General features: G+C 40.6%; 19 protein-coding genes and 1 pseudogene. 5 read left to right on the top strand and 15 right to left on the bottom strand.

What is annotated here, in order from left to right; all coding sequences use genetic code 11:
- Positions 1 to 23 precede the first annotated feature (23 nt).
- From edd to glk, 3 genes are all read right to left on the bottom strand, one after another.
- A complete protein-coding gene (edd, locus tag PTET_RS07270) occupies positions 24 to 1,874 on the bottom strand; it encodes a phosphogluconate dehydratase (RefSeq protein WP_013464822.1) in 1,851 nt (616 codons plus the stop codon).
- A gap of 340 nt (positions 1,875 to 2,214) precedes the next feature.
- Positions 2,215 to 3,228 carry a LacI family DNA-binding transcriptional regulator gene (locus PTET_RS07265; RefSeq protein ID WP_008110549.1) on the bottom strand — a complete coding sequence of 338 codons (1,014 nt, stop codon included), beginning with the start codon at positions 3,226 to 3,228 and terminating at the stop codon, positions 2,215 to 2,217.
- 29 nt (positions 3,229 to 3,257) lie between these two features.
- Positions 3,258 to 4,256, bottom strand: coding sequence for a glucokinase (gene glk, locus PTET_RS07260; protein WP_013464821.1), 999 nt, complete (start codon positions 4,254 to 4,256; stop codon positions 3,258 to 3,260).
- A gap of 291 nt (positions 4,257 to 4,547) precedes the next feature.
- On the opposite strand from glk, the gene PTET_RS07255 reads away from it, so the two are divergent.
- A complete protein-coding gene (locus PTET_RS07255) occupies positions 4,548 to 5,564 on the top strand; it encodes a LacI family DNA-binding transcriptional regulator (protein WP_013464820.1) in 1,017 nt (338 codons plus the stop codon).
- A gap of 291 nt (positions 5,565 to 5,855) precedes the next feature.
- On the top strand, positions 5,856 to 6,485 hold the full coding sequence (locus PTET_RS07250) for a trimeric intracellular cation channel family protein (protein WP_013464819.1): 630 nt from the start codon (positions 5,856 to 5,858) through the stop codon (positions 6,483 to 6,485).
- Between the two features lie 12 nt (positions 6,486 to 6,497).
- Here the strand turns inward: PTET_RS07250 and PTET_RS07245 are convergent, their stop codons facing one another.
- The 3 genes from PTET_RS07245 to PTET_RS07235 all read right to left on the bottom strand — a co-directional run bounded on the left by PTET_RS07245 (position 6,498) and on the right by PTET_RS07235 (position 7,950).
- Positions 6,498 to 6,737 carry a DUF3955 domain-containing protein gene (locus PTET_RS07245; RefSeq protein WP_013464818.1) on the bottom strand — a complete coding sequence of 80 codons (240 nt, stop codon included), beginning with the start codon at positions 6,735 to 6,737 and terminating at the stop codon, positions 6,498 to 6,500.
- A gap of 109 nt (positions 6,738 to 6,846) precedes the next feature.
- The gene (locus PTET_RS07240) at positions 6,847 to 7,272 is read right to left on the bottom strand and encodes a GNAT family N-acetyltransferase (RefSeq protein ID WP_013464817.1); all 426 of its coding nucleotides are present in this window, start codon (positions 7,270 to 7,272) and stop codon (positions 6,847 to 6,849) included.
- Positions 7,273 to 7,299: 27 nt separating this feature from the next.
- Complete coding sequence (locus PTET_RS07235) at positions 7,300 to 7,950, bottom strand: YidC/Oxa1 family membrane protein insertase (RefSeq protein WP_013464816.1); 651 nt, start codon at positions 7,948 to 7,950, stop codon at positions 7,300 to 7,302.
- A 405-nt stretch (positions 7,951 to 8,355) separates the two neighbouring features.
- Here PTET_RS07235 and PTET_RS07230 point away from each other — a divergent pair.
- Positions 8,356 to 9,309 (top strand): annotated as a pseudogene (locus PTET_RS07230) (IS110 family RNA-guided transposase).
- 37 nt (positions 9,310 to 9,346) lie between these two features.
- On the opposite strand, the gene PTET_RS07225 reads toward PTET_RS07230, so the two are convergent.
- From PTET_RS07225 to PTET_RS07185, 8 genes are all read right to left on the bottom strand, one after another.
- On the bottom strand, positions 9,347 to 9,613 hold the full coding sequence (locus tag PTET_RS07225; RefSeq protein WP_013464815.1) for a DUF4177 domain-containing protein: 267 nt from the start codon (positions 9,611 to 9,613) through the stop codon (positions 9,347 to 9,349).
- A 113-nt stretch (positions 9,614 to 9,726) separates the two neighbouring features.
- Positions 9,727 to 9,963 carry a hypothetical protein gene (locus PTET_RS07220; RefSeq protein ID WP_013464814.1) on the bottom strand — a complete coding sequence of 79 codons (237 nt, stop codon included), beginning with the start codon at positions 9,961 to 9,963 and terminating at the stop codon, positions 9,727 to 9,729.
- A gap of 495 nt (positions 9,964 to 10,458) precedes the next feature.
- Positions 10,459 to 12,171 carry an alpha-amylase family glycosyl hydrolase gene (locus PTET_RS07210; RefSeq protein WP_013464813.1) on the bottom strand — a complete coding sequence of 571 codons (1,713 nt, stop codon included), beginning with the start codon at positions 12,169 to 12,171 and terminating at the stop codon, positions 10,459 to 10,461.
- Positions 12,172 to 12,257: 86 nt separating this feature from the next.
- Entirely contained in the window at positions 12,258 to 14,663 is a 2,406-nt protein-coding gene (locus PTET_RS07205) for a glycoside hydrolase family 15 protein (RefSeq protein ID WP_016899525.1), read from the bottom strand.
- A gap of 14 nt (positions 14,664 to 14,677) precedes the next feature.
- Positions 14,678 to 16,165, bottom strand: coding sequence for an MFS transporter (locus tag PTET_RS07200; RefSeq protein WP_096038407.1), 1,488 nt, complete (start codon positions 16,163 to 16,165; stop codon positions 14,678 to 14,680).
- A complete protein-coding gene (locus PTET_RS07195; RefSeq protein WP_029609931.1) occupies positions 16,155 to 18,017 on the bottom strand; it encodes an alpha-amylase family protein in 1,863 nt (620 codons plus the stop codon). Before PTET_RS07195 ends, PTET_RS07200 begins: the two co-directional genes overlap by 11 nt.
- Positions 18,018 to 18,166: 149 nt before the next feature.
- Positions 18,167 to 19,660, bottom strand: coding sequence for a tryptophan halogenase family protein (locus PTET_RS07190; RefSeq protein ID WP_016899527.1), 1,494 nt, complete (start codon positions 19,658 to 19,660; stop codon positions 18,167 to 18,169).
- 118 nt (positions 19,661 to 19,778) lie between these two features.
- On the bottom strand, positions 19,779 to 22,571 hold the full coding sequence (locus tag PTET_RS07185; protein WP_016899528.1) for a TonB-dependent receptor: 2,793 nt from the start codon (positions 22,569 to 22,571) through the stop codon (positions 19,779 to 19,781).
- A 658-nt stretch (positions 22,572 to 23,229) separates the two neighbouring features.
- Here PTET_RS07185 and PTET_RS07180 point away from each other — a divergent pair.
- Positions 23,230 to 24,870, top strand: a complete 1,641-nt coding sequence (locus tag PTET_RS07180) for an alpha-glucosidase family protein (RefSeq protein WP_016899530.1) — start codon at positions 23,230 to 23,232, stop codon at positions 24,868 to 24,870.
- A gap of 53 nt (positions 24,871 to 24,923) precedes the next feature.
- Here the strand turns inward: PTET_RS07180 and PTET_RS07175 are convergent, their stop codons facing one another.
- On the bottom strand, positions 24,924 to 25,478 hold the full coding sequence (locus PTET_RS07175) for a TIGR00645 family protein (RefSeq protein ID WP_016899531.1): 555 nt from the start codon (positions 25,476 to 25,478) through the stop codon (positions 24,924 to 24,926).
- 243 nt (positions 25,479 to 25,721) lie between these two features.
- Here PTET_RS07175 and PTET_RS07170 point away from each other — a divergent pair, with 243 nt between their 5' ends.
- Positions 25,722 to 25,964 (top strand): hypothetical protein, encoded by a 243-nt coding sequence (locus PTET_RS07170; protein ID WP_016899532.1) that lies wholly within the window; start codon positions 25,722 to 25,724, stop codon positions 25,962 to 25,964.
- Positions 25,965 to 26,096 lie beyond the last annotated feature (132 nt).

Here is a 26,096-nt window from a genome sequence, read left to right as displayed (position 1 = left end):
TCATTACCCAATATGGCTAATTATTATTCAAGTCCAAAAGCACTTGCACCTAAATCGGCACTGCTTACTATGTTTCTAAATCCAGTAAATAATTCACGACCTGTACCAAACGTTTGGCTTGCTTGGCTAATTTGCGGCTCTCGTTTAGCAAGCTCTTCATCGCTAACATGCAGTTTTAAAATACCATTTGGCGCATCTAGAGTAACAATATCGCCTTCATGAATTTTAGCAATAATCCCACCTTCAACCGCTTCAGGTGCTAAATGGATTGCCGCTGGTACTTTGCCTGATGCGCCCGACATACGACCGTCGGTAACAATAGCCACTTTATAGCCCTGATCTTGTAATGTTGCCATTACCGGTGTGAGCTTATGAAGCTCAGGCATGCCTTTGGCTTTTGGCCCTTGCTCTTTAAGTACAGCAATAAAATCTTGGTTAAGTTCGCCACGGCTGTAGGCATCTTGTAACTCACCTTGTGAGCTAAATACTTTAGCCGGTGCCGACACCACTTGATGAGACTCTGCAACCGCAGAGACTTTAATAACCGCTTTACCTAAGTTACCCGTTAGTAGCTGTAAACCACCTTGCTTACTAAATGGGTTACTTACTGGGCGAAGTACTTCTTCATCATGTGAGTTTTCTGGACACGCTACCCACTTAACTTTGCTTGGGCCGTTCGCATCACTCATAATTAGGTTATCGTCTTTATCGAGTAGTGGCTCACACATGTAAGGTGCAAGGCCTTCGCCTAAAATAGTGGTTACGTCTGTATGAAGGTAACCAGCACCTGCTAATTCACGCATTAAGAAGCCCATTCCACCGGCTGCTTGAAAGTGATTAACATCTGCAGAGCCATTAGGGTAAATACGCGTCAGTAATGGAACAACCGCTGATAAATCGGACATGTCTTTCCATGTAACTTGAATACCGGCCGCTTTAGCAATCGCCACAATATGGATTGCATGATTGGTTGAGCCACCTGTTGATAACAAGCCAACTAAGCCGTTAATAATGGTTTTTTCGCTGATCACATCCGCTAAACACGGGCCATCTTTGTTTTCAGTAAGCTGCTTAAGCATGGTTTCAACCGCATTACCGGTTAAGCCATCACGCAGTTCTGTGTATGGGTTTATAAACGAGCTACCTGGTAAGTGTAAGCCCATTATTTCCATCAGCATTTGATTTGAGTTAGCGGTACCATAAAACGTACAGGTACCCGCACTGTGGTAAGAAGCGCTTTCAGCTTCTAGTAGCTCTTCACGAGATACCAGTCCTTGTGCAAACTTTTGACGAACACGTGCTTTGTCTTTGTTTGGAATACCTGATTGCATAGGCCCTGCTGGTAAAAAATACACAGGTAAGTGACCAAATGATAAAGCACCAATTAATAGGCCTGGGACGATTTTGTCACATACGCCTAAACAAAACACACCATCAAACACGTCATGCGATAACGAAACCGCAGTAGACATAGCAATAACGTCACGAGAAAAAAGCGATAGCTCCATGCCATCACGCCCTTGCGTAACACCATCACACATCGCAGGTACACCGCCAGCAACTTGCGCGGTGGCGTCAAATTTAGTGGCAATGCTTTTAATTAAATCGGGGTATTCTTTGTAAGGCACATGTGCAGATAACATGTCGTTATATGAATTGATAATTGCAAGGTTTGGCACCTCGTCTGCTTTTAAACGCGCTTTGTCATCGCTGCTACACGCAGCCATTACATGAGCAATATTGCCACAGCCTAATCCAGCACGAACTCTTGTTTGTTTTTTTGCGTGCGAAATACGATCTAAATAGGCTTGACGGGTTTGTTTACTGCGCTCAATAACGCGTTCTGTGACTTCTTGAATTCGAGGGTGCAACATAATTTTACTCATCTCTATTCGTTAGAGGATAAAGGCTCAGTAACAATTATAGACTCCACGAAAATAACTGTACTGAGCATCTTTGACTTACCCGTTCAAAGGTACGCTACCAGGGAGCCTCTCACAACAACCCTGACACCGGTGTCAGGGTATTAACGCATGACATTGACACCGGTGTCAACCCTGAGTCATAAAAATAGCCAATTTTTTTAACATGTACAATAAATAAACGTGAATTTTTAGTGAAATACCAGCAAGCAAATAATGAAAATTAAAAGTACAGACAAAAAAAAGCCCGAGTAAGCGTCACTCATACTCGGGCTACTGTGAAAAAAGGGTTTTATTTTACGGCTGCAGTTGACTCTCGCGTGATTAATTTAGCTTCTAAAATCACTTTATATGGCGACTCTTGCGGCTCAATAATATGGGTGATCAATTGCGTAACGGCTTGTTTTGTCATTTCTTCTACAGGTTGCGCTATGGTGGTCAGCCCAGGCCAAATGTGGCGCGCTATTGGTGCATTATCAAACCCAGCGATAGAAATATCATCAGGTACACGTAAGTTACGCTGCGTAGCTAATTTGAGCACTGCCGCTGCCATGTAGTCGTTTGATGCAAATACAGCAGTAGGACGTGGCGATAAATCTAAAATACTACGCGCACTGTCTACTCCTGAATGGTAACTAAAGTTACCCTCTTCAACTAAGCGTTCGTTAAATTCAATGCCATGAGTTGTTAATGCGCGCCTGTAACCTTTAAAACGCTGCTCAGTGGCACTGTGATCTGGGTGACCTTTAATAAACGCTATGGAGGTATGTCCAAGATTTATTAAATGCTCGGTAATTTCAAACGCCCCCTGCTCGTCATTACTGGTCACAGAAATAGAATCATCATCTAAAATTGCAGAAGCGACTCGAGCATAAGGGATTTTTTTCGACTTTAAAAAATCTACCAACTCGCCAAAATCACAAAATGGCGGGGTTAATACTAAACCGTCAAGGCGTGATGACTGCAATAACTGCTCAATATTGTTAATGAGTGCATCGCCCCTGAGCTCACAAGGATGAATAAGCAAGTTATAGTTGTTCTCTTGGCAGGCAGCCAGTGCGCCTGTTTGCACACGGGTGATATAACTTTTACTAGGGTTATCGTAAATGCAACCAATGATAAAGCTGCGATTTTGTGCAAGGCCGCGTGCAATTGGGTTTGGGGTGTAATCTAGCTCTTTAAATACGGCTAACACTTTTTCGCGTGTAGCTGCACTGACATTAGGCTCATTATTGAGTACTCGCGATACGGTTTTTTTAGAAACACCTGCATGACTGGCAACGCTGTTTATAGTGACTTTTTTCATCTATTTATTTCCAAACCTATGCAAAGCGATTAATCCTGTTGGCTCGTATGCAAACACGCGGCAGCTCCAATTAATGGGATGTTGTCTTGTGTTACTAACGTCACCGGAATTTGACCTGTGTACTGCGACATAATACCTTTTTGCGAAAAGCGCTCAATAAAACGACTTTCAAGTAAACGAGCTTGCATGCGTGGTAAAATTCCACCGCCAATATAAAGGCCGCCTAAAGCGCCGTAGGCCAATGCTAAATCGCCCGCAACACTGCCAATCCAGTCACAAAATTGATTAAGCGTTGCATCACACACTTCACATTCACCGCTATTGGCTAAGCTGCTAATTTGTGCGGCATCTAAATTTTTTGCCGCCACCCCTTTAACCGCAGCCATGGCTTTATACAAATGAGCAATGCCAGGGCCCGAAAATACCGTTTCTACCGATACATGAGGGTGATCTTTTTTGAGTTCTTGAATAAGTTGACCGTCGAGTTGATTAACGGCTGCTAACGAAATATGCCCGCCTTCTGAACTCATCACCGCGCACGAATGTGCCGTTCTCACTAAGCACGCTGCACCAAAACCAGTGCCTGGGCCCATTACACCTATATTGGCAGACTCATCCGCTTGACCAGGTTTAACAGTGACATTTTGTGAAGGGTCTAAATACGGTGCTGCGTAGGCAAAAGCAGCAAAGTCATTTATAACGCTTAATTGAGCAAGGTCAAAGTGGTGTTTAAAATCATTAACGCTAAAGTGCCAACCTAAATTAGTTAAATGAACTTGCCCTGCATTTATAGGGCCTGCTACTGCAAGGCATGCGCGTTTAGGGGTTATATGAGACACTGTTGATAAGTAGTACTCGGTAGCACTTTCGAGCGATCCATAGTTAGCACTGGGAAACGTATGATTATGCTCAATGGTAAATTGATTACTTGATTCGTCGAAGCCAGTGATCAACGCAAAACGAGCATTTGTGCCGCCAATATCGGCAACCAGAATAGGATCAAAGTGTGTGCTAGAGTGTAAACCCATAGTGTTATCTCTTTTGTTTAAGTAATGAGTACTTATTATTTTAATGGGGTATCATTGATACTTATTTACTTTGAGCTATCACCTCAAAGCAGCTATCACTGTAAAAAAATGCTACCTTTAATAATAAAGGTAGCTAATACGTTTTGACAACAAAATGATAAAACGCCCTTATTGTGACACCGGTGTCATGAAAAAATCAATAAAAAAATGCCTTTATTGACAAATAAGCTTGAAAAAAATCACTAATAAACGAGAATATCCCCTTATTGTCCTCTTAAGTAAGTAATCGTGATGAAAGGTAAAGCCACCTCGTTTGATATAGCCCATTATGCTGGGGTGTCTCAATCTACAGTTTCCCGTGCTTTACGAAATAGTCCACTGGTAAATGACGAAACTCGAAGACGTGTTCACGATATTGCTAAAAAACTTAATTACAAAGTAGACAAAAACGCCAGTAACCTTCGCACTCAACAAAGCAGTACCCTAGCATTGCTGTTGTTTGAAGACCCGACCTCAGATGAATCACAAATCAATCCGTTTTTTTTAGCCATGCTGGGCAGTATTACCCGTGCCTGCGCAAAAGAAGGTTATGATCTACTTGTTTCATTTCAATCAGCCAGCGCTGATTGGCAAGCAGACTACGAAGACAGCCATCGAGCAGATGGAATAATCTTATTAGGCTATGGCGACTACATTGATTTTCAACCAAAATTTAATACCTTGCTTGAACAAAACACTAAATTTGTTTGCTGGGGAGCAAGCGTTGATAACCGCCCTGATTTAACCATAAGTTGCGATAATTATGGCGGTGGTAAACTTGCCGCTGAGCATTTACTGGCGCATAACCGAACTGATTGTGCATTTATTGGCGATGCCTCTGATCACAGCCCTGAGTTTTTTGCCCGTTTTAATGGCTTTAAAGACGAACTACAGCAAAACGGTGTCACCTTAAATGATCGTAAAATTGCCAATGCAATTTCTACCGAAGAATCTGGCTACCATGCTACTCGCTCTTTAATTGCTAATAACATTACTTTTAATGCACTTTTTGCTGCCAGCGATCTGATTGCTATAGGCGCAATACGGGCATTAAAAGAAGCCAATATTAACGTGCCAAAAGATGTAGCCGTAATAGGCTTTGATAATATTTCTATTGCCAGTTACATTAATCCGCCGCTGACAACCATAGAGCAAAACACCACTATAGCGGGGCAAATGTTAGTTGAAAACTTACTCAAATTAATTCGTGGTGAGCAAGTACAAAGCACCCTACTGCCCCCGCGTTTAATTGCGCGTGGCTCAAGTTAATACATTCAATAAAACCGCTTTTAAGAAGCAACAAAATTAAAGGCAACAGCGCTCTTTTACCTTAAATTAATTCAGGCTTTATTGCATTTTTACGGTCATTTGTCCTTTTTGCTTTCAATACTAAAGCCGGCGCTCTCGTTACATTAACAGGCTATTCACACCTCGCTATCACATTAGTTTTTTTAATCTGAAAGCAGCTGTTTTTAATGTAATTTTTCACTCGTCAATGCACTATTTTATCTCTACAATCGCACTTTTATTTTTGCTCTTAAAAGTTTAAGTGACTATTTCATGCTACTCACTATTGTTTACATCATCGGAATTACAGCAGAAGCCATGACCGGTGCACTCAGCGCTGGGCGCAGAAACATGGATTGGTTTGGGGTTATGCTAGTAGCCAGTGCCACAGCCATTGGGGGTGGCAGCGTACGCGATATTTTACTTGGCAATTACCCGTTAACGTGGGTTAAACACCCAGAATATTTACTGATCACATGCGTGGCGGGTATTGTAACCACTTGGTTGGCCAAATGGGTGGTTAAATTTAAAGGCATATTCATGCGTCTAGATGCCTTAGGGCTTGCAGCGTTTAGTATAATTGGCTGCCAAGTTGGGCTAAATATGGGTTTGCACTATGGAATTTGTGTTGTCGCAGCTATAGTAACAGGTGTATTTGGTGGACTGTTGCGTGATTTAATTTGTCGACAAGCGCCATTAGTACTTCATCATGAACTTTACGCAAGCGTAGCGCTTATTGTTGCTTGTTTATACTTAGCACTGCACCACTACAACATTGATGACAATATCAGCGTAGTTGCAAGTTTAGTAGTAGGCTATTTAATTCGTATGGCGTCGGTACGCTTTAAATGGCGCTTACCGACATTTAACTTATTAGAACCCGCTAACTTAAATAATGAGTAATAACAGCAGCGGTTAATGCCCATCTGCCCTAGCACTTTTAAATAGCCCGAATACTTTTCGGGCTAACAAACTAACCACAAAAAGAACTCCCACAGCAAAACACAGTATGCTCAAGGGCATAAACAAGCTTTCATGTAGAACACCATTATGATCAACATATTGATACACACTGTTTTCTATCAGCATAAAACCTGTGCCAAGCAATAAAAAGCAAACACTCAATGTGGCTGTTTTGTTTGTATAAAAGCGCATAATCTATCCATAACTATTTTATTAAATTGTCGGGATAGCAGTTTGAATGAGCGAATATTAATCTACAGTGACTGAGCAACATTGATTTTTAAAATAAAAGTCACAGTTATTAAACTAAGCTTTTAGACATATAATAAAATCTGTCGTCTTCTTTATCTATGCTGAAACCTGAACGTGTGTAAAGCTTGTGCGCAGGGCTTATTTTAAAAACCCGAAGCCTAAGTTGCATAGCACCTCGGAGCACTGCTAAACGAGCACACTCATTAATTGCTGCTGCACCAATACCCATATTTTGAAACGCAGCATCTACTTGTAAGTCACGTATATAGCAACCCTTATCATCGAAAGCCAAGCGCATTACACCCACTACATCGCCATTTACCACAATATCCCAATTTTCAAGGTTTACTATTTGTTCATATATTTTATGTTGCTGCCAATCAACGCCATACTGCTCATAATATTCACGCATGTTGGTGTAGGTTAACAATGCCGATGCCATCAAATCGGCTGTGGGCTGATAACACATATTCATTATCGTCATTCCTTTGTTTAGCGACCTTTATAAAGGATGCTGCGGCTGATGGTTTTTAAAATACTTATTTACTAATAATGACTGCAACAAGCTAGTACTACTGGATGTAGCCCAGTACAAACCAATTGCAGAAGGAAAATTAACGAGAGTAACCACACAAATAATTGCGGGAATTAGGAACAATAAGGTGCTGGTTTGTTCTGCGCTACCTGGCATCATCATCATAGATAAATATGTAATAGCCCCCACTAATAACGAAATCGCAATATCAGGCTTTGCAATACTGGTAATCCAAGCAAATTTACTATTCAATACAATTTGTTGCAGAGCTTGAAAAGTTCCAAGGCCAAATACCCCTTGGCTTGCCATATTAATCACACTTTTTTTATCAATAAACTTAATGTTGTGCTTTTTATACAGCGCCATAGTTAATTTTGCGATTTCACTGGGCTGGTCTTTATAGTTGCTCTTTATGCTATCTAGCTCAGGTTTTAGTGCGGCAATTGCTTTTTTATTTCTAACCATGTTAACCATAGCAACAAGGTTAATCGGCATTAAAACTAATCGTCCAATAACGGTAAACAAAATAATTGCAACCGCTTGGCTTACGCCCACTTCTTGAGTAAAAAAGGTGATTAATTGCACAATAAAAGCAGTAAATAAATTCCAAATTTCCATTTTAGTTTTCCTTTTAATATTATGTATTAAAAGTAACCACCATGACATATTATGTCAACAGTTTATTTTTAAACTAAAATCAACTCGCTATGTTTAAGGGCCAATTAGGCTGTGTTGCTCCTTAATGTTATGTGGAGTCGTTCACTAAAACGGGTGAGGAGCAGTGTCCTGCTTTAACGACTTGTATGGATAATAAACCCATAAATTAATACTTTAACCTAGTTCGGGTAATGTGAGGCCCAAGCTTTGGCTGCAACCAAAGCCTTTTATACAGTAGTTCGATTGAGCGTAGGCTCCTCTATTGAGAGACCAGTAACAAGTTAGAACGCTGTATAAACTCCAAGCATTAAACTCGGATAGTCAACGGGGCCTCGAGCCCGAATAGCAAGGCAGAGTCAGCTTATTATGAATACAATAAATAATCAAAATGAAATTAACGTCGGTGTCGATACAGGTAAAACACAACTCGATATTTATATCAGGCCTTTAGACATTTACTTTACTGTAGAAAATAATCAAAGTGGCATTAAACACGCCATTCAAATCTTAAAAAAACACCCAGTAACACGCGTTACTATTGAGGCAAGTGGACGTCTTGAACAGCCTTTTATCATAGCCTGCGCTGAGGCGAATATTCCATTCGTTATTGCTAATCCCGTGAACATAAAACGCTTCGCAGGCGCTATCGGCCAAAAAGCAAAAACGGATAAACTTGATGCACAACTTATTGCTCACTTTGGTGAAGCGATTAAACCGCCTTTATCATCTTTAAAGCCAGAGCAAATGCGCTTGATGAGCGATTTACTCTCGAGAAGACGTCAGTTAATGGATATGCAAACGATGGAGAAAAATCGCTCTCAAATAATGCCAAAAACACTATCGTCACTCATAAAACCTATCTTAACTGCACTGAAAAACCAAATAGATAAAGTCGATTTAAAACTTCAAAAACTGATTGAAGAATGAGACGAATACAAAGCAAAAAATGCCATTATCCAAAGTGTGCTAGGTGTTGGCAATGTGGTCGCATTTAACTTGCTTAGTGATATGCCTGAGTTAGGTTATGTGAACAACAAAGAGGCCGTTTCTTTAATGGGTGTAGCCCCATTTAATCGTGAAAGTGGCGTGTATCAAGGTAAGCGAATGATACGTGGCGGCCGACCTAAAATAAGAACTGCCATGTACATGGCGATGATGTCAGCCATTCAGTGCAACTCTAAATTTAAAGACCTTTATCAACGCATGGTCAAAGCAGGAAAGCCTAAAAAGGTAGCCATTATTGCGTGCATACGAAAACTGGTAGTGATCATAAATTCTATGGTGAGGGATGGTGCCATGTGGGATCCTAAAATGGTTTAAAATTAGGAATTGACACCATAGTCACTTGTTATGTTACTTAATTAACCTGAACTGGCCTTTTAAAAATATAGTTTTTACCCTCAATATGAACCAATTCCCAGCCATCTTCACCATATTTTGAAAGAAGCTCTTTTTGCGTATTAGAATATTCCTTTTCGATTTCTCTTAGCTCTCTACCAATAAGCCCATTTTTAAATGGATTTACATTTATAGTTTTGTATTCCCATTTCAACGGCTTAATTGATGTACTTGTACAGCCTGAGATTAGAAAGAGTGTTAATAAAGCTCCGATGCTTAATTTCATAAATATCCTTATCTAGTAACATAACGCCCATTTAAGGGGCTGTTAATTGTTTGCTAAAATGTGTAGCGTAGCGAAACCGAGCAAACTGTTAGCAGTCCCGCTTTAAATTCTTGTTAGGTGTTTTTATCACTTTTGTCTGGAATATCATTGCACAAAGCACACTCTACACCTTTACGTGATTGATATAGTCTTGAACATATAAACAATGCTGTTGTAATCAATGACCAAGTACAAGCAAAAATTAATGCTTCTTGAACTGAGTGCTGTTTAAGCAACTCAACTATAAAAAGTAAGGCTGCTACTCCAAGAAATACTTTTAATGCTCTAACGAACCAAAACTTAAATCCCATTTGAACTCCAAACCTGAGAAACACCTAACAATTTTATAGTGCGCTCGTCGCGTATATTTCTGCCAACGTCACGCTAATATATTTATTAATTACTTTTTTAACAAATAACTTAACTCATTGCCAGCTAAAATTTTTTCTTGCTACTAAATATAATAAGAAAGTGCGCTCAGCGCTCATTTTCTTGAATATGGGAGCAAAACAACTAGACTGTATATTTATACAGCCTTCAATATTGATGATGATATGAAAACGCGTTCCCCATTTTTAAATTACATTGCTGAATATATGTTGGTACATCAGTATTCATTACGTACCGTGGACACCTACCTGAGGTGGATTGCATCTCATATTCATTTTCATGATAAGTGCCATGACGCCAGAAGAAGTTAAGCGACTTATGATTCATTAAAATGCGCTATAACTTGGGGGTAATGCAATTAAAGCATGTACATAAAAGGGGCTAACGTATGTTAGCCCCTTTTATGTGTATTTTATTTATAGTGTGTTATTCAGTAACAACAAACCATAGCCAGCGAGTTGTTCGCCATTGAGGTCGTGTTGCCAGCTAGGCGTTAACCCCTGACGTTTTATACCGCTGATGCTTTGCGGGTTAGCGGTTAAGTTAAGTACAAACATACTTTTACTGCCGTTTAACTCGCGGGTTATTTCGACAAGGCCGTTGTTATGCTGTGTTAATTCATAACGACCTTTAATACCCAGTTCTGGGCGCTGTTTTTTTAGTGCGATTAAGTGCTGATATAAACGCCAAATTGAATTAGATTGCGCTTGTTGCGTTTTTACATTGCGATCAGCAGCATTAATTTGCTGTGCTAAAAATTCAGGCCACCACTGGGTGTAGTTGTCACCAAACAGTTCAGCCTGCTCAACCCAACTTGTTTGAGCTTGAGTAAAACCGGCTTGATTGCTGTTGTCCCATTGCATAGGCGCACGTTTATACACATCGTGACCTGTGCCACCTTGTGTTAAGCCTATCTCTTCACCGTAATAAATATACGGCGTGCCAGGAGAGCTAAATAACATAGCGGCAGCAAGTTTTGCTTTATCGTCGTGTTCAGCAAGTTGATAAGCCACACGCTCTTGGTCGTGGTTAGTTAAAAACGGTGCAAAAAAATCAAGCGGTGCGACTGAGTCAATACGTTGCTGTAAATTTTGTTTGAGCACATTGGCATCAACTGTATTCACTTGTTGATTAGATTGCATGGTGCCAAATTGCGCTTCACCACTGGCGTCGGGTTTTAATAAGCCCAGTATTTTATAGCCCACTTCAAAATCAAAGCCTTGATCAAGCCCTTTACCTTCGCCAAAGTATTTTGCCGCCACAGGAATATCTGCCCAGGCTTCACCGACTAAATAGGCCTCAGGGTTTACACTTTTTACATACTGATTAAAGTGCTGCCAGTAAGCTATGGTTTCGTCTGTGTCGGCCTGCGCATTGCCGCCGCTTTCCATGGCAAAGCGAACTGCGTCTAACCTAAAACCAGCAACGCCTTTATCAAGCCAAAACTTAGCCATTTTTTCCATTTCAGCAATAACATCTGGGTGGCGTAAATTTAAATCAGGTTGGCTTGCTCCAAACGCACCATAGTAATACTGCTGGCGTGTTTCATTCCAATGCCATACGACATCGGGTTGGTCGTTATTACTCCATGCATGCCCCCAACCACTTCCGGCTTTTGGCATATCGTCGCGCCAAATAAAGTAATCTGCATAAGGGGCTTCTTGTTTTGCTGAACGCTGAAACCATTCATGGTTACTTGATATATGGTTTATAACTAAATCAAGTATGACTTTCATGCCTTTATCATCAGCGGCTTTTATAAAGGCTTCAAACTCGGCCATGCTGCCGTAGTCGTTTTCTACTTGGTAAAATTCAGTAAAATCATAGCCATGATACGACGGTGCTTCAAACATGGGGGTTAACCACAGTGCATTTACGCCGAGCTCTTGTAAATACGGGAGCTTTTGGGTCATACCGTTAAAGTCGCCATGACCATCAGCATCGCTATCGTAAAAGCTGCGTGGCCAAATTTGGTAAAAAATGGCGCTTTCCCACCACGGGCTTGCTTGTTGTTTAGTATTTAATTGCGATGTTTCGGTGTTATTCGTGTTGTTATTTAATGATGGTGCGCTTTGGCAGCCTGTTAGCATGATTGCTAATGCTAATGCGCTCAAGGTAAATGTTTTCATTTCAGCCTCGTTATTATTGTAATAAATAACATAGCCGTATTTTACTACGGCTATGTTAATTAACCTGAACTGCGGATAGTTTGTGGTTATTTTAGTGCTTTAGTTACCACCGGATAATGATCCCATACTTGTTTGTCGCTTAGTGAGCGCACTAGCTTCACGTATTCAGCATGCGTCCACGCCAGTGGTGTGGCCGAGTTTGTACCCTCGCCTAACGTGTATCCTGCTTTATTTACGCCTACGCCATCCCATACTTGTTCTGGTAGCATCATACCTTCGTTAGCAAATTGCTCTAGCCCTTTTACATAGCTATTTTTAATAGCCTGCTGTTTTGTTGCATCTAAGGTATTATTAGCATTTGCGGCGGCAATTTCATAATGGCCCCGTTCACCGGTAAAAAATGGCCAAACTCGCCCACGTTGCCCTGGGCTATTTTTTCCACCTTGCGCATAGTTAGCGCCAGTTACTTCATCTTCACCGTACCCGTCGTTACCATAGCGGCGGTATCCTGCAAATGTGCCGCTGCCATCAGTAAACTCAAAGCTGTATTTAACTTGTAGGTTATCGGTTAGGGTTTCGTCATCATATTCTGGGAGTGTTTTTACTATGCTAGGCGCTAGTGCATCACGTACACCATAGCGAACGAGCTCTAAAAATCCACCATCGAGAATTTGCTTTTTATTAAACCCGTCACGGCCATTATTGGCGTTAATTTTAGTATTTGAATTGGCGTCTTTGTCTTGACCAATACGTATAAAATACTCGCCGTCTGATGCGTTTGATTCTAAATTTCCTGCGGTGGTAAACATCATGCTTTCTATATCGGCGTTGTAACTTTTTGCTGTTGCAAGGTAGCGTTTAGCATTTACCTCATCACCTGCCATTTTTGCAATATCAGCGGCGGTAATTAAACCGGCAATAACAGCAGCGGTGGTTGATGGCGAATACCCTTCTTGCTCTTCCCAACGCTCTTGTTGAGTCGCAGGTGGGGTTATTTGCATGTCGTTCCATAGGATTTTAGCGCGCCCACCGTCTACCAAAAGGTCAGCGGCCGGTTTTAACATGCGGGTATACCAATCAGTTAGCTCAGCACCACTTAACACATCTGCCTGATGAAGCTTCCACGCTAGCATAATAGGCATAGCGGTTTGGTCTAGCTGTACGCCTACCCATTCAAGTTCGCCATCTACGTGTGTTTTTTGTAAAAACCACCCTGTGTCGCCTTTGTTGCCCGGGGTTTTGCTGTTTACTTGTACTTTTTCAAGGTATTCAAATGCGGTTTTGGCTGTTGCGGTATCGCCTAGTGCCATAAATGCCATGGCAACTTGATAAAAGTCGCGCACCCATACCGCTTTGTAACCGGTAGAGCCGGTTTTCGCCGATACGGTTTCACCCCATGGGTTAGATAAAGAGGCAATAAGTGCCCCAGCATGAGTTTTGTCTTCTTGCGCTTTTAACACCATAGCACTGGTGTAAAGTAACTTGCCGTTATCAGCGGTTTGTTCGCTCATGTTGTTTAGCGGTGCAAGGCTTTGCAGGTAGTCTTGCCAACCAAGCGCTTCGCCTTTACCGTTGTAATTATCAAGCACAGCTTGGTAACCTTTGGCTAGCGTAGCTTGCCCTTGTTTAAAGCTTGATTGCTGGTTGTTACCAAAGCTTAGGGTTAAATCGAACTGGCTGTTTTTACCAATTTCACCCAGCTCTGCAAGTAGGCTAACATTACCCGATTGTTCACCGGTAGTTTTATAAACTCGGGTAAGCTGCTGAGTTGTTTTAAGCTGGCTTAAACCATCGCTCACACCTGTAAAACCAACACTTGTTTGTTTAAATGGCTGTGCACCTTGCAATGACAAGTAATTATCGCCCTGCCACGCTACCAATCCTTGCTCGATGGTTTTTGCAAAGTCATCTAAGCCGTTGTTGTTTATATACGGGTTAACTGTTACATATGCTTTTACACCGTCAAGCTGGGTATTAAAAATACTGCGTACAAATAAGCTTTGACCGTCTGGGTCGGTAAATATATGTTTTTCGAGGCTAAAGCGACCTTGCTTATCTTTGCTTACTACTTTGTATGCTAATGATAACGGGCGGCCTTTATCGTCTTTGTATAAGTAATCAATGGTAACGTCTAAATCGTCAGCTTCGGTGACTGTAAAATCTTTTCCGACTACAACAAATTGCATGTCTTTAATCTGCGCTTGATGAATAAGCCCGAACATGGTTTCGGTGATCATCCCTTTGGCAATCGAAAACCATACTTTTGACACTTTACCTGTAGGTGCTTCGTCACTGTAATGGCCATTTTGGTATTGCTCAAAAGACGTGCCTATCCCAGTTTTGCCTGCGTATGCCCAAAATGGGGCTTCGCCTGGTGCGCCTGGCGCACTCACTGATGTTTGCGCTACTGCACTGGTTTGCGTATTTTGCACACCACAACCTACAAGGCCTGCGGCCAATATTGTCGCGGTAATTAGATTATATTTTTTCATTTTAGCCCCTTAAATTAAGACTGTTTAACACGCAGTACAGCAACCGCTGCAAGTACAAAAGACACAGCACCTAGCATCAATGCGTAAATAGGTTGATTTTGGAAAAAGTGACGGAGTATCAGGCCAAGTACACTGGCGGCTAATAATTGTGGGATCACAATAAAAAAGTTAAATATTCCCATATACACACCCATTTTATGACTCGGTACTGAGGTACTTAACATGGCGTAAGGCAACGACAATATAGACGCCCACGCAAAACCAATACCTATCATTGGCCAAATAAGTAAGCTCGGATCTTTTATAAACATAAAGCTCGCTAAACCTAAGGCACCTAAAATAAGGTTAAGTGCATGCGCTAGTTTTAAACCAACACGCTTAACGATGATCGGGATACATAAAGCCGCCAATGCAGCAAAACCGTTGTAAGCCGCAAATAAAATACCCACCCAGTCTGCACCATTGTTATACGCCGCTGAACTTGTGTCACTGCTACCATAATGAAAACTGGTTACCGCTGAGGTGGTGTAAATCCACATGGCAAATAAGGCAAACCAGCTAAAAAACTGTACCCAAGCAAGTTGTTTCATCGCCTCTGGCATGGTGAATACATCGTTAACGACTTGGTAAAAGCCACCGCTGGTGTGGTTTTTTGCCTGTAGTGCGGCTGCAATAAATTGAATAACGCCAAAACTCACTAAGCCAGCTGCTAATAGGTACAGCTCTTTTTCTAGGTTTAATCCCGTGACTAAACCAAGTACTGCAAGCCCTAACACGGTAAATACACTGCCGCCTTTACTAAAGTTAATTTGTGCACAAACCGTCTGTTCGACTTTAGCTTGCTCTTGTTGATTAAATGCGGCCAATTCTTCAGGTGAATATTCTTTGGTGGTTATAATTGTCCAGCCTACTGCGACCAGCAATACAACTGCACCAAAGTAAAATGAGTACTTTACTGAATCAGGAATTTGCCCTGCAGCGGCGGTGTTGGCAATATCAAACCAGTTCGTCATCATCCAAGGGAGTGCAGAAGCAACCACGGCGCCTACGCCTATAAAAAAGCTTTGCATTGCATAGCCAGTAGCACGCTGTTTGTTTGGTAGGTTATCGCCTACAAGGGCGCGAAATGGTTCCATGGTGACGTTAATCGATGCATCCATGATCCATAACATGCCCGCTGCAATCCAAAGTGTTGGTGAGTTTGGCATAATAAATAACGATAATGTGGTTAAAATAGCGCCGTATAAAAAAAACGGACGACGGCGACCTAATTTGCCCCACGTCTTATCACTCCAATAACCAATAATTGGCTGTACAATTAAACCGGTAAGTGGTGCTGCTACCCACAAAATAGGAATATCGTCTACATTCGCCCCAAGGGTTTGAAAAATCCGACTTACGTTACCGTTTTGCAGTGCAAAGCCAAATTGAATGCCTAAAAAGCCAAAGCACATGTTCCATATTTGCCAAAAGCTTAAGGTTGGTTTGTTATTATAATTCATGGTCAGCCTTATTTGTTAAAACGGCACTACTGAGTGCATCAAGGGTCAGCGTAAAGGTTGTATTTTGTTTCTCATCGCTCACCAAAATACCGTTATGCGACTCTAATAGATCGTAAAGCGTTGAGTTTGGTTTGAGCATTGTTGCTTGATTGGGCGTGAGCGTAATAGTGACTGTTTGCGCTTGCTGACTAAAGTTACTCAGCACCCATAATGATTGCTGTCCTAGGGTGCGTACAAAACCTACCACTCTATTACTGCCTGTTACCAACAAGGGTGCCATATCGCCGGCAACAATCGCTGGTAAATCGTTAAGTGCCATAATTGAAATGTAATATTGGCGTAATTGCGCTTGTTCAGTTGTTAACTGACCGCCATCAAATTTACCGTTGTTCATCCACGCTTGGTGAGCAGGAACACCAATATAGTCAAAAATACTGGTGCGAGTCGGGCTACCAAACCCCGCGTTTTCTGAGCCATCTTCACCGACATCTTGACCAAAATAAAGCAAGCTTGGCGAGCGACTGATTAGGTGAGAGACCAGCATTGCTGGCTTGCCCAATGCGGCATCGCCGGCAAAATCAGGACTTGCGATACGTTGCTCGTCATGGTTTTCTAAAAAGTGCAGCATATGTTGCTCTATGTCAGCCACTTTTTGCTGAGCATTAAAAATACTACTTGCGGCTTGCTTGCCTTGCATTATGGCTTTTAAGGTGTCGTAAAAGCCTACTTTGTCATACAAGTAATCCATTTTACCTTGGTGAATATAAGTTCGGTACATCAATGGGTTGTACACTTCTGCAAGTAAAAACGCATCGGGTTTATGCATTTTTATCGATGAATTTAAAAAGCTCCAAAATTCAACCGGCACCATTTCAGCCATATCATAGCGAAAGCCATCCACGCCTTTATCTAACCAATAAAGCGCAATATTTCTAAATTTATACCAGCTATTAGGTAACTCTTTATCTTGCCAAAAGGCGTAATGAGCGCGGTAGTCTTGGTGTTCTAGCGCCTTAGGTAAAGTTGGAAAATCTAGGCTACCATCGGGTTTAACGCCGTAGTTTACTTTTACTGTTTCGTACCAGTCGTTTATATCAGGCTGTGGAGAGCGTGCACCGTTTCCTGTCCATTTAGCCGGTGTTTCATTAAATTTACCATCAGCTAAGGGATGAGAATTTCCGCCAAGCACTTGATAACTGTCGCTCGAAGGCACTTGAAATGACTCACCAGGTACATAATAAAAGTTATTATTAACATCATAGTCTTTGCTGGTATCGTCTTGTTCACCAAAGTCTTTAACGCCATTAGGCTTAGCCGTTGAGTGGTAATCACGTGCAACGTGATTGGGCACAATGTCTATTATCACTTTCATATCATGATCGTGGGTACGTTCAATAAGCGCGCTAAACTCTTCGATTCTGTTCGTTACATTTACCGCCAAATCAGGATTTACATCGTAATAATCTTTAATTGCATAGGGCGAGCCTGCACGCCCTTTAACCACATCTGGATCATCCTGACTAATACCATATTCGGTGTAATCACCCACTAAGGCATGATGTAAAACGCCGGTATACCACACATGCGTAGTACCCAACTCTTTAATACCTTTAAGTGCAGCATCGTTAAAATCAGCAAACTTACCCACGCCATTTTGCTCTTTAGTACCCCACGGAATATTAGCTGTTTGCGTATTACCAAATAAACGAGTAAACACTTGATAAACAACTGGCTTTACAGGCTCTGTCTTATTTACAACCGTTTTTGCTTGCGTGCTTTCATTATCATCACTGCAGCCTTGCACAACTAATGTGCTTAATAGCAGCAAGGGTATGTAAAATCTTTTTTTCATTGTGTGTGTCATTTTTATTTCAGTGTTGTCATTGGTTTATACTAAAGCTAACTGTAGTTTGGTTACAGTTGCTGCATACGTATTCACAGCTATATTCAGACCCTGTTAACCCAAAAATTAAACTGCCAGCATGAAACTTTTTTTGGGGCTTACTTTGGTTTTAAACTACTTAAAAATACGGTGTGACTTGGCAGTTGCTCTACCGTTGAATTTATTAATGTTTTTAAATTACTAAATAACTCGGCTAATTGCTCATTGGTTAATGAATCTGCTAGTGCACCGTAATCATCGGGTAATAGGCCTTGACCTATCATGACTTGTTGCCATGCCACTTCGGCAAATAACTCGTCGTTTTCGCGCACTACTTTGCCTGTTTGTTTAAATAAATCCATTTTATGCGCTAACGATTGCGGAATTTCCATTTGCTTACATTGACGCCAAAATGGAGTATCTTCCCGCTCAGTTAGCTTATAGTGCAAAATAATGAAGTCACGAATATGCTCGATTTCGGTGATGCTTTGCTTATTAAATTCTGTTACTAACGCATCACTAACCCCATGGCGAGGAAATAACTTAATTAAACGCGTCACAGCACTTTGTATTAGGTGAATACTGGTTGATTCAAGTGGCTCTAAAAACCCACTCGATAAGCCAATGGCAACGACGTTTTTATGCCACTGTTTTAAACGACGACCCGTTTTAAACTTAATTAATCGGGGTTCAGTAATAGGCTCTGCAGGAAGATTATTGAGTAATAATTGTTTTGCGTCGTCATCAGATATATGGCGGCTACAATATACTAAGCCATTCCCCATTCTGTGCTGTAATGGAATTTGCCACTGCCAACCGGCACTGTGCGCAATTGAACGTGTATAAGGTTTTAATTCATCATTTGATGCTGTTTGTACTGCAATGGCGCTATCGCAGGGTAAGTAGTGCGACCAATCTACATATCCAGTATTGAGTGTTTGCTCAATCAGTAAGGCACGCAGACCCGTACAATCTAAAAATAAATCGCCACTGATACTGCTGCCATCATCAAGGGTTAGGCTCTGAATATTGCCACTGGTTGGGCACTGCATGACCTCATTAATTTTAGCATCTAGATGTTTTACCCCCCGCTCTGTGGCTAAGTGCTTTAAAAACTCAGCATACAAACTGGCGTCAAAATGATACGCGTAGCTTAATCCTGGCAACGACGTATTAGAAATGGTATTCAGTGGAGCAAATTTATTGTTTTTCGCAGCCTGATAATTTAATGAAAAATCCCAAAAATCATCTTTGCACCCTTGCGTTTGGCCTTTAAGCCAAAAATTATAAAAGTCACAAAAAGGGAAGTTTTTACCCAAAGTGCCAAACGCATGCATATAACTGTGTGCTGAGCTTTTCCAGTTTTCAAACTCAATACCAAGCTTAATCGTCGCGTTAGTGGCATTTATAAAGTGTTGTTCATTGATACCCAATGCATTATTTAGCTGCATTATAGGGGGTATAGTGGCTTCCCCTACGCCCACTGTGCCAATGTGAGTTGATTCTATTAGGGTAATATTAATTACTTTACCTAATACTTTATTTAACAGTGCAGCGGCTATCCATCCAGCTGTACCACCGCCTGCAATGACGACGTGTTTTATTGGCTTCATATTATTGCTCACTTTTTTAAATCAGAATTTAAAAAGTTTGATAAAACTTAGGTAAGGTAGTTATAAAAAAGCCCTTGTAAAACTAATTACAAGGGCTAATAACTTAACTAAATTTCAGTTAAAGCTTGTAGCTAAATCCAAGAATAAAGTTACGCCCATAATCTTGGTAATCACGCACTTGTAAAGCATTATCACCACTTAGTGTTGTAAATGGTTCTTCAGTGATATTTTGTACTTGGAATGTCACATTTAAGCCATCTAAGCTCTCAACACCTGCTTCGCCAAAATCGTAACCAACTTGTACGTCCCAAATTGTTTCACCTAAGATATTCACTTGCTGAGTTTCATAACCTGCGTTGTAAATATCACCTTTAAAGTCGCTACGCTTACGCATACTAGTACGTGCTTGGAAGCCATAGTTTTCATAATAAAAAGTTATGCTTTCAATTTTATCCGACAAACCAGGTAATTCGTATTCATTACCGTTTTGATCTTCAATATCTTGTTCAATACCTGTATGGCTGGCAATTAAACCAAAACCTTCTAATGAATCACTAAAAATATTAAACGGTAGAGCAAGAGACAATTCATAGCCCCAAAGATCTCCACCACCGCCATTCACTTTACCTGATCCAGTACCGGTACTATTCTCTGGTATCTCACCCGTTGAAGGGTTAGCAACTCCTGACATATCAACTTCGTATACACCATCAAATATCCATTGGCTTAAGTCTTTATAAAATACAGCCGCTGAGAAGTATCCTTCTGCACTAAAGTAGTTTTCATAAGTAAAATCAAAACCCGTTGCTTCTTTTGGTTCAAGTGTAGGATTACCACCAGATACTGACCAATAGTTGCCATTCTCATCAGGACGCTCAGAATTGTAGCTCGCATTAACAGAAGCATTCATTTCATCTAGGCGGGCTCGTGAGATAGTTTTAGCGGCACCAAAACGCACAGTTTGATTTTCATCTAGCGCTAAAGATAAATTAAGACTAGGTAAAACATGACTATAATCGTGTGACACATTGTTAGGAACGGCGTCAACTAGACCAGTCACGTCATTCGGCACAGCCGCAAAACCTTGCGAAGATTGCTCAGTTCTAACATAGCGAACACCAAAGTTACCTGTTAATGGTAGTTCACCTACTTCAGCATTAATATCAGCTTGAACAAAAAACGCCGTAACTTTTTCTTGAACTGTGTACGACTGCGTAGTGTGTTTTATATCCGTTAAACTTTCTTGAATTGAGTCATAATATCCATCGTCAACTAGTGCACGGGTATCATAGGCAATCATATCCCCCATACCGATAAAGCCTAAGCTAGCTGTTCCGAGGCGATATTGATCTGGAACGACAAGCGTACCAGGATTATCTAATGAGAAATCGCTTAATGTTAAGTAATACCCTTCAGACTTTTTACTCTTCTCGCGGTCGCGATATGACATACCAAAACTTACTTTGCTTAAGTAATCGTTTTCTAATAGCTTGCTTGCTGCTAGTTTTAAAGTATGTAGTTCATCATTAACTTCAGGTGCATTAATAAAGCCATCTTGTGCGGTGTTTTGATAAGCCGTATCATTTAAGCCGTACTTATTATTTAGCGCTGAGCTGGTTCCCCATGACAAAGGACCACCTAACTGAATTAAAGCATAATCACTATAATCTAACTCGTGGCTAAATTTGGCGCCGGTATTGCCGCCATCAAGTGAGTAACCAATGTTGTCAGCAATACCGTTTGCATCGCCACGGCCTGTGCCAGAATAACTTTGTAAGCTCCAGTCCTTACGCTCAACTTCAGATAAGCTCGCATCAAACTCTACCGACCATGAATCGTCAATGTCATATTTAGTATTAAATCCAAATTGCGTTAATTCAGCATCACGTTCTTCAACATCATTGCGAACTACAACGCGTTGACCTTGCGTTGTTGCACTGGTGATAAAGCCAGACTGTTCATCTACAGTAACACTATTCGGGTCGATGCTACCTTGACCCCAGGCGAAAGGTACTTCAATACCACGTAAGATTTTTTCATCGTTAAAATCTACATATAACGCATCAAACGTCATGTTTAGACGATCATTTGGTGCAGCTTCCACTACTAGCATCGCTGAATCACGTTCAAGTGTTGATGAACGTACGAATGGTTTAGCGCCGCCTAAGATTGAATAATTCTGTCCATCAACGTCGAATTCAGGGTATCCCCAAGAATTCCAGCGTTTTTCTTGATTTGGTGAGCTCATTGTGTTGTAAGCAAATGCAACACCTATAGTGTCATCTGCAAACTGATCAATGTATGAAACCGTGCCACGAAAGCCTTTATCATCACCATCAGGGTTTAGCTTATCAAAACCTGACTGCTCTAACTGACCATTAAACATGATCACGCGCTCGCCTTTACTTAAAGGCTTTACCGTTTGCATGTCGATTACACCGGCAATACCTTCTGCTTCAATGCTAGCACTTGGTGTTTTATAAACGGTTACGCCGCTCATTATTTCTGATGGGTAAAGGTCAAACTCAACACCACGGTTGTCACCAATCGATACTTGCTCACGACCATTAAATGTGGTTGCGCTTTCGTTTTCGCTAAAACCACGAACACTTACACGACTAGCACGGCCATCAAGACGCTGGGCTGTTAAACCAGGTAAGCGTGCAATTGACTCAGCAATAGATGTATCTGGAAGTTTACCAATGTCTTCTGCAGAAATTGACTCAACCACCTGTGTTGAAAAACGCTTAGTATTAATTGATTCAACAACACTACCGCGAAAACCTTTTACTTCGATGATTTCTACATCATCATTTTTTATTGTTTCTTCTTGTGCCGCAGTGGTGGCAAAGCTTGATAGTCCGGCAGCAGTTAATGCTAGCGTTAGTATACTTGGTTTGAACATAGCCATAATGTTTTCCCGTTACCCATAATGTGATACCCGCTTACTTGCTTAAGTGATAGTTAAGCCTGCGAGCTTATTTTGTTGTCAGGATGAATATTAACGCTCGTATTATTTTATTAACAACTTTATGCATACGTATTCAAAGTTACACCACACGCATTAAGTTAACATTAAATTTACACACTATTTTATAAGTGACTGTTTTATTATGAGTTATTTTAGTGCAATTAGCATTTATAGCTTTAATGATAGTCATTATTTATTTTTTGATAAAATAAGTGTGTCATTAAACATAAATAAAGTGACACGACGCTATTTTATTTTCTAATTTATTATTATGGAGAACATTTATTTATGTACAATTGGTAAGACCAATATTAATAATCACCAATTTAGTGCACCCCCTTATTTTTAAGCACCTAAATAATGCAAACAATAAATTAACAATTTAACAAACCAAATTGGTAAAGAGATATTCAATAAACCGGCGTTAAAATCGATGAAATAAGCGATTGATTTAACCTCTTTTAATGGCCTTAAAACGGTGCATACGTATGCAGACTTTTTACAGTATGACGGGCTTCAAGTATGCTTTTTCAAATAAACGAGGATTAACACCTCTAAAAAAGAACAACACAAAGACAGTGTGAAAACGGAGAAAGGCATGGCCCAAAAGCAATGGTATAAAGGTGCGGTTATTTATCAGGTTTATCCGCGTAGCTTTCAAGATAGCAACAACGATGGCATTGGTGACTTAAAAGGGATAATTAATCGCATTGATTACATTAAAAGCTTAGGGGTGGATGCTATCTGGATCTCACCTTTCTTTAAATCACCTATGAAAGATTTTGGTTATGATATTAGCGACTATCGCGATATCGACCCCCTTTTTGGTAACTTAGATGATTTTGATGAGCTCATTGCGCAAGCACATCAACGCGATATTAAAATTATTATAGACCAAGTGCTTAGTCACACCTCAGATCAACACCAATGGTTTATTGATAGCCGTGAAGATTTAACCAACGATAAAGCTGATTGGTATGTATGGGCCGATGCTAAAGAAGACGGAACAGCACCAAACAACTGGTTATCAATTTTTGGTGGCGGTGCATGGCAATGGGAGCCGCGTCGTGGACAATACTACTTACATAACTTTTTCACGGAACAGCCAGATCTTAACTTTCATAACCCTGATGTTCGCCAAGCTGTATTAGATAATGTTGAGTTTTGGCTTAAAAAAGGCGTTGATGGTTTTAGGTTAGATGCAATTAACTTTTGCTACCATGACGCACAGCTTCGTGATAACCCTGCAAAACCAAAAGAAAAGCGTCAGGGCCGTGGTTTTAGTGAAGATAATCCGTATGCTTTTCAGTATCACTACTACAACAACACACAGCCAGAAAACATTGAGTTTATGCGTGATATTCGCACCTTGCTCAATAAATACCCAGGAACCGTGTCACTAGGTGAAATTTCATCTGAAGATTCATTAGCCACCATGGCAGAATACACCCAAGGCGGCGATAAACTGCACATGGGTTACAGCTTTGAGCTACTAACTGATGACTACTCGAGTGAATATATAAGAAACACCGTTACTACACTTGAACAACGTATGACTGAAGGCTGGCCTTGCTGGGCATTTAGTAACCATGACGTAGAGCGCGTTGCAAGTCGTTGGAGCGAAACGGGTGAAGTAAACCCTGCGCAATGTAAGATGTTAACCGCCCTATTGGCCTCGTTACGTGGTAGCGTGTGTATGTATCAAGGTGAAGAACTCGGGCTAGGTGAAGCCAGTGTTGCGTTTGAAGATTTACAAGACCCATACGGCATTACGTTTTGGCCAAACTTTAAAGGCCGTGATGGTTGTCGTACCCCAATGCCTTGGGAAAACCTTGATAGCTCACATGCCAATGCTCACAATGCGGGCTTTAGTGAAGTAAAACCGTGGTTACCTGTTGATCAACAACATAGACTGCAAGCAGTTGCTGAACAAGAGAATGATTCAAACTCAATATTAAATGCGTACCGTGAATTTATGGCATGGCGTAAAAACCAGCCGGTATTACTTGAAGGTGATATTGAGTTTTTACAAACCAAAGAGCCAATCTTAGCGTTTTACCGTACTCTAAACGATGAAAAAATGTTGTGTGTATTCAATTTGAGTGCTTCACAAGCAAAACTTACTATTAATGCAAGTGTTGAAAATGAACATAGCGACCTTTCTCATCACAACGCAAAGCTTGATAATGAAACACTGACAGTTGAGCCATTTGGTTGTTATTACGCCCACTGCAGTTAATATTTATATTATTATAAAAAACCCGAGCACTGCTCGGGTTTTTTTAGCATTTTTTAATGGCTAATTGTTTTACTATTTAAGTAATCAGTAAATGCAAACAGTACACCCGACACAACAAAGGTAACGTGTATAAGCACTTTCCAGAGTAATTCATCACTTGAATGAGATGCAGAGCTTATAAACACCTTTAGTAGCTCAACGGCTGAAATGGCGACTATTGCACTAATCAGTTTCATTTTTAAACCAGAAAACCCTACTTTTCCCATCCATACGGGACGGTCCTCATGATTTTCTATATTAAGCTTAGAGACAAAGTTTTCGTAGCCACTGAATATAATAATTAATAAAAGTCCAGCTAACAAAGCGGTATCAACCAAAGTTAATATACCCACCAACAACTCTTGATTACTGGCAGTAAACGTTGCGATCCCCATCAAATACAGCTGTTTAAAAAATTTTATTAGTAATAAAACCACAGCAAATAGTAAACCGACAAAAAATGGGGCTAATAACCAGCGTCCTTTGAATATAAACGACTCAAGAGCATGCTCTACTTTATGAACAGGTTGTATTTTTTTATTTATATTATTTGTATCTGGCTCTGACATAAGAACACCTAAAAATTAAAACGCGACATTAGCCTAAATTTAGCTGTAACACAATTAGTTAAGGTTAAACACTTTTACGCGATACGCTCATCTTGACGATAAAAATATTTCGTTTCCCTTTATTTTATATTCGATTAAAAATCAATATACCAACAGAGATGTTCTGGCTTGGTTACACTTGTTTTATGTAGGCATTGTATGAATGCATAACTCGATTGTTACTCCATTTTTAGGAATAAGAAAATGAATAAAGCATTACTCGCGTTAATCGTTGCACCATTTTTCGTTTTATCTGCTGCTAATGCAGTGGCAAACGATGCTACAGACGCTTCAGCTGAGACGATTCAAGAATTCACAGAAATGTGTGTTAGTTGGGCTAAAGAAGACGACGTAAGCAATGAAGAGCTTTATAACTATGTTTTAAAGTGTGTGAATGATGAACTAACATCTGAAGGCTATAACAAAGTCACTGCTGTTAAAATTTAATGAATAATTGAGTGAATTGAACCTAAATTGGTTACATTTTTTAATCCTGTAAAGTAAAAAAACAGATTAGAAATGCCATTGCGATAGGTTTGATTTGACAAAAAAAACCGGAACTGTCCAGGCTGTGCATTC

This window comes from Pseudoalteromonas tetraodonis, from assembly GCF_002310835.1.
GTDB classification, from domain to species: Bacteria; Pseudomonadota; Gammaproteobacteria; order Enterobacterales; family Alteromonadaceae; genus Pseudoalteromonas; species Pseudoalteromonas tetraodonis.
The sequence above is the reverse complement of the archived record's forward strand: the minus strand, read 5'-3'. Positions and strand labels throughout refer to the sequence as shown.

Excerpts from the sequence above, each read along its gene's own strand:
- PTET_RS07245 (WP_013464818.1), bottom strand. The coding sequence starts at position 6,737 with ATGCGCTTTTATACAAACAAAACAGCCACATTGAGTGTTTGCTTTTTA.
- PTET_RS07255 (WP_013464820.1), top strand. The coding sequence starts at position 4,548 with ATGAAAGGTAAAGCCACCTCGTTTGATATAGCCCATTATGCTGGGGTG.
- PTET_RS07210 (WP_013464813.1), bottom strand. The coding sequence starts at position 12,171 with ATGAAAACATTTACCTTGAGCGCATTAGCATTAGCAATCATGCTAACA.
- PTET_RS07175 (WP_016899531.1), bottom strand. The coding sequence starts at position 25,478 with ATGTCAGAGCCAGATACAAATAATATAAATAAAAAAATACAACCTGTT.
- PTET_RS07250 (WP_013464819.1), top strand. The coding sequence starts at position 5,856 with ATGCTACTCACTATTGTTTACATCATCGGAATTACAGCAGAAGCCATG.
- edd (WP_013464822.1), bottom strand. The coding sequence starts at position 1,874 with ATGTTGCACCCTCGAATTCAAGAAGTCACAGAACGCGTTATTGAGCGC.
- PTET_RS07200 (WP_096038407.1), bottom strand. The coding sequence starts at position 16,165 with ATGAATTATAATAACAAACCAACCTTAAGCTTTTGGCAAATATGGAAC.
- PTET_RS07190 (WP_016899527.1), bottom strand. The coding sequence starts at position 19,660 with ATGAAGCCAATAAAACACGTCGTCATTGCAGGCGGTGGTACAGCTGGA.
- PTET_RS07265 (WP_008110549.1), bottom strand. The coding sequence starts at position 3,228 with ATGAAAAAAGTCACTATAAACAGCGTTGCCAGTCATGCAGGTGTTTCT.
- PTET_RS07185 (WP_016899528.1), bottom strand. The coding sequence starts at position 22,571 with ATGGCTATGTTCAAACCAAGTATACTAACGCTAGCATTAACTGCTGCC.
- PTET_RS07225 (WP_013464815.1), bottom strand. The coding sequence starts at position 9,613 with ATGAAATTAAGCATCGGAGCTTTATTAACACTCTTTCTAATCTCAGGC.
- PTET_RS07235 (WP_013464816.1), bottom strand. The coding sequence starts at position 7,950 with ATGGAAATTTGGAATTTATTTACTGCTTTTATTGTGCAATTAATCACC.
- PTET_RS07195 (WP_029609931.1), bottom strand. The coding sequence starts at position 18,017 with ATGAAAAAAAGATTTTACATACCCTTGCTGCTATTAAGCACATTAGTT.
- PTET_RS07240 (WP_013464817.1), bottom strand. The coding sequence starts at position 7,272 with ATGAATATGTGTTATCAGCCCACAGCCGATTTGATGGCATCGGCATTG.
- glk (WP_013464821.1), bottom strand. The coding sequence starts at position 4,256 with ATGGGTTTACACTCTAGCACACACTTTGATCCTATTCTGGTTGCCGAT.
- PTET_RS07180 (WP_016899530.1), top strand. The coding sequence starts at position 23,230 with ATGGCCCAAAAGCAATGGTATAAAGGTGCGGTTATTTATCAGGTTTAT.
- PTET_RS07220 (WP_013464814.1), bottom strand. The coding sequence starts at position 9,963 with ATGGGATTTAAGTTTTGGTTCGTTAGAGCATTAAAAGTATTTCTTGGA.
- PTET_RS07205 (WP_016899525.1), bottom strand. The coding sequence starts at position 14,663 with ATGAAAAAATATAATCTAATTACCGCGACAATATTGGCCGCAGGCCTT.
- PTET_RS07170 (WP_016899532.1), top strand. The coding sequence starts at position 25,722 with ATGAATAAAGCATTACTCGCGTTAATCGTTGCACCATTTTTCGTTTTA.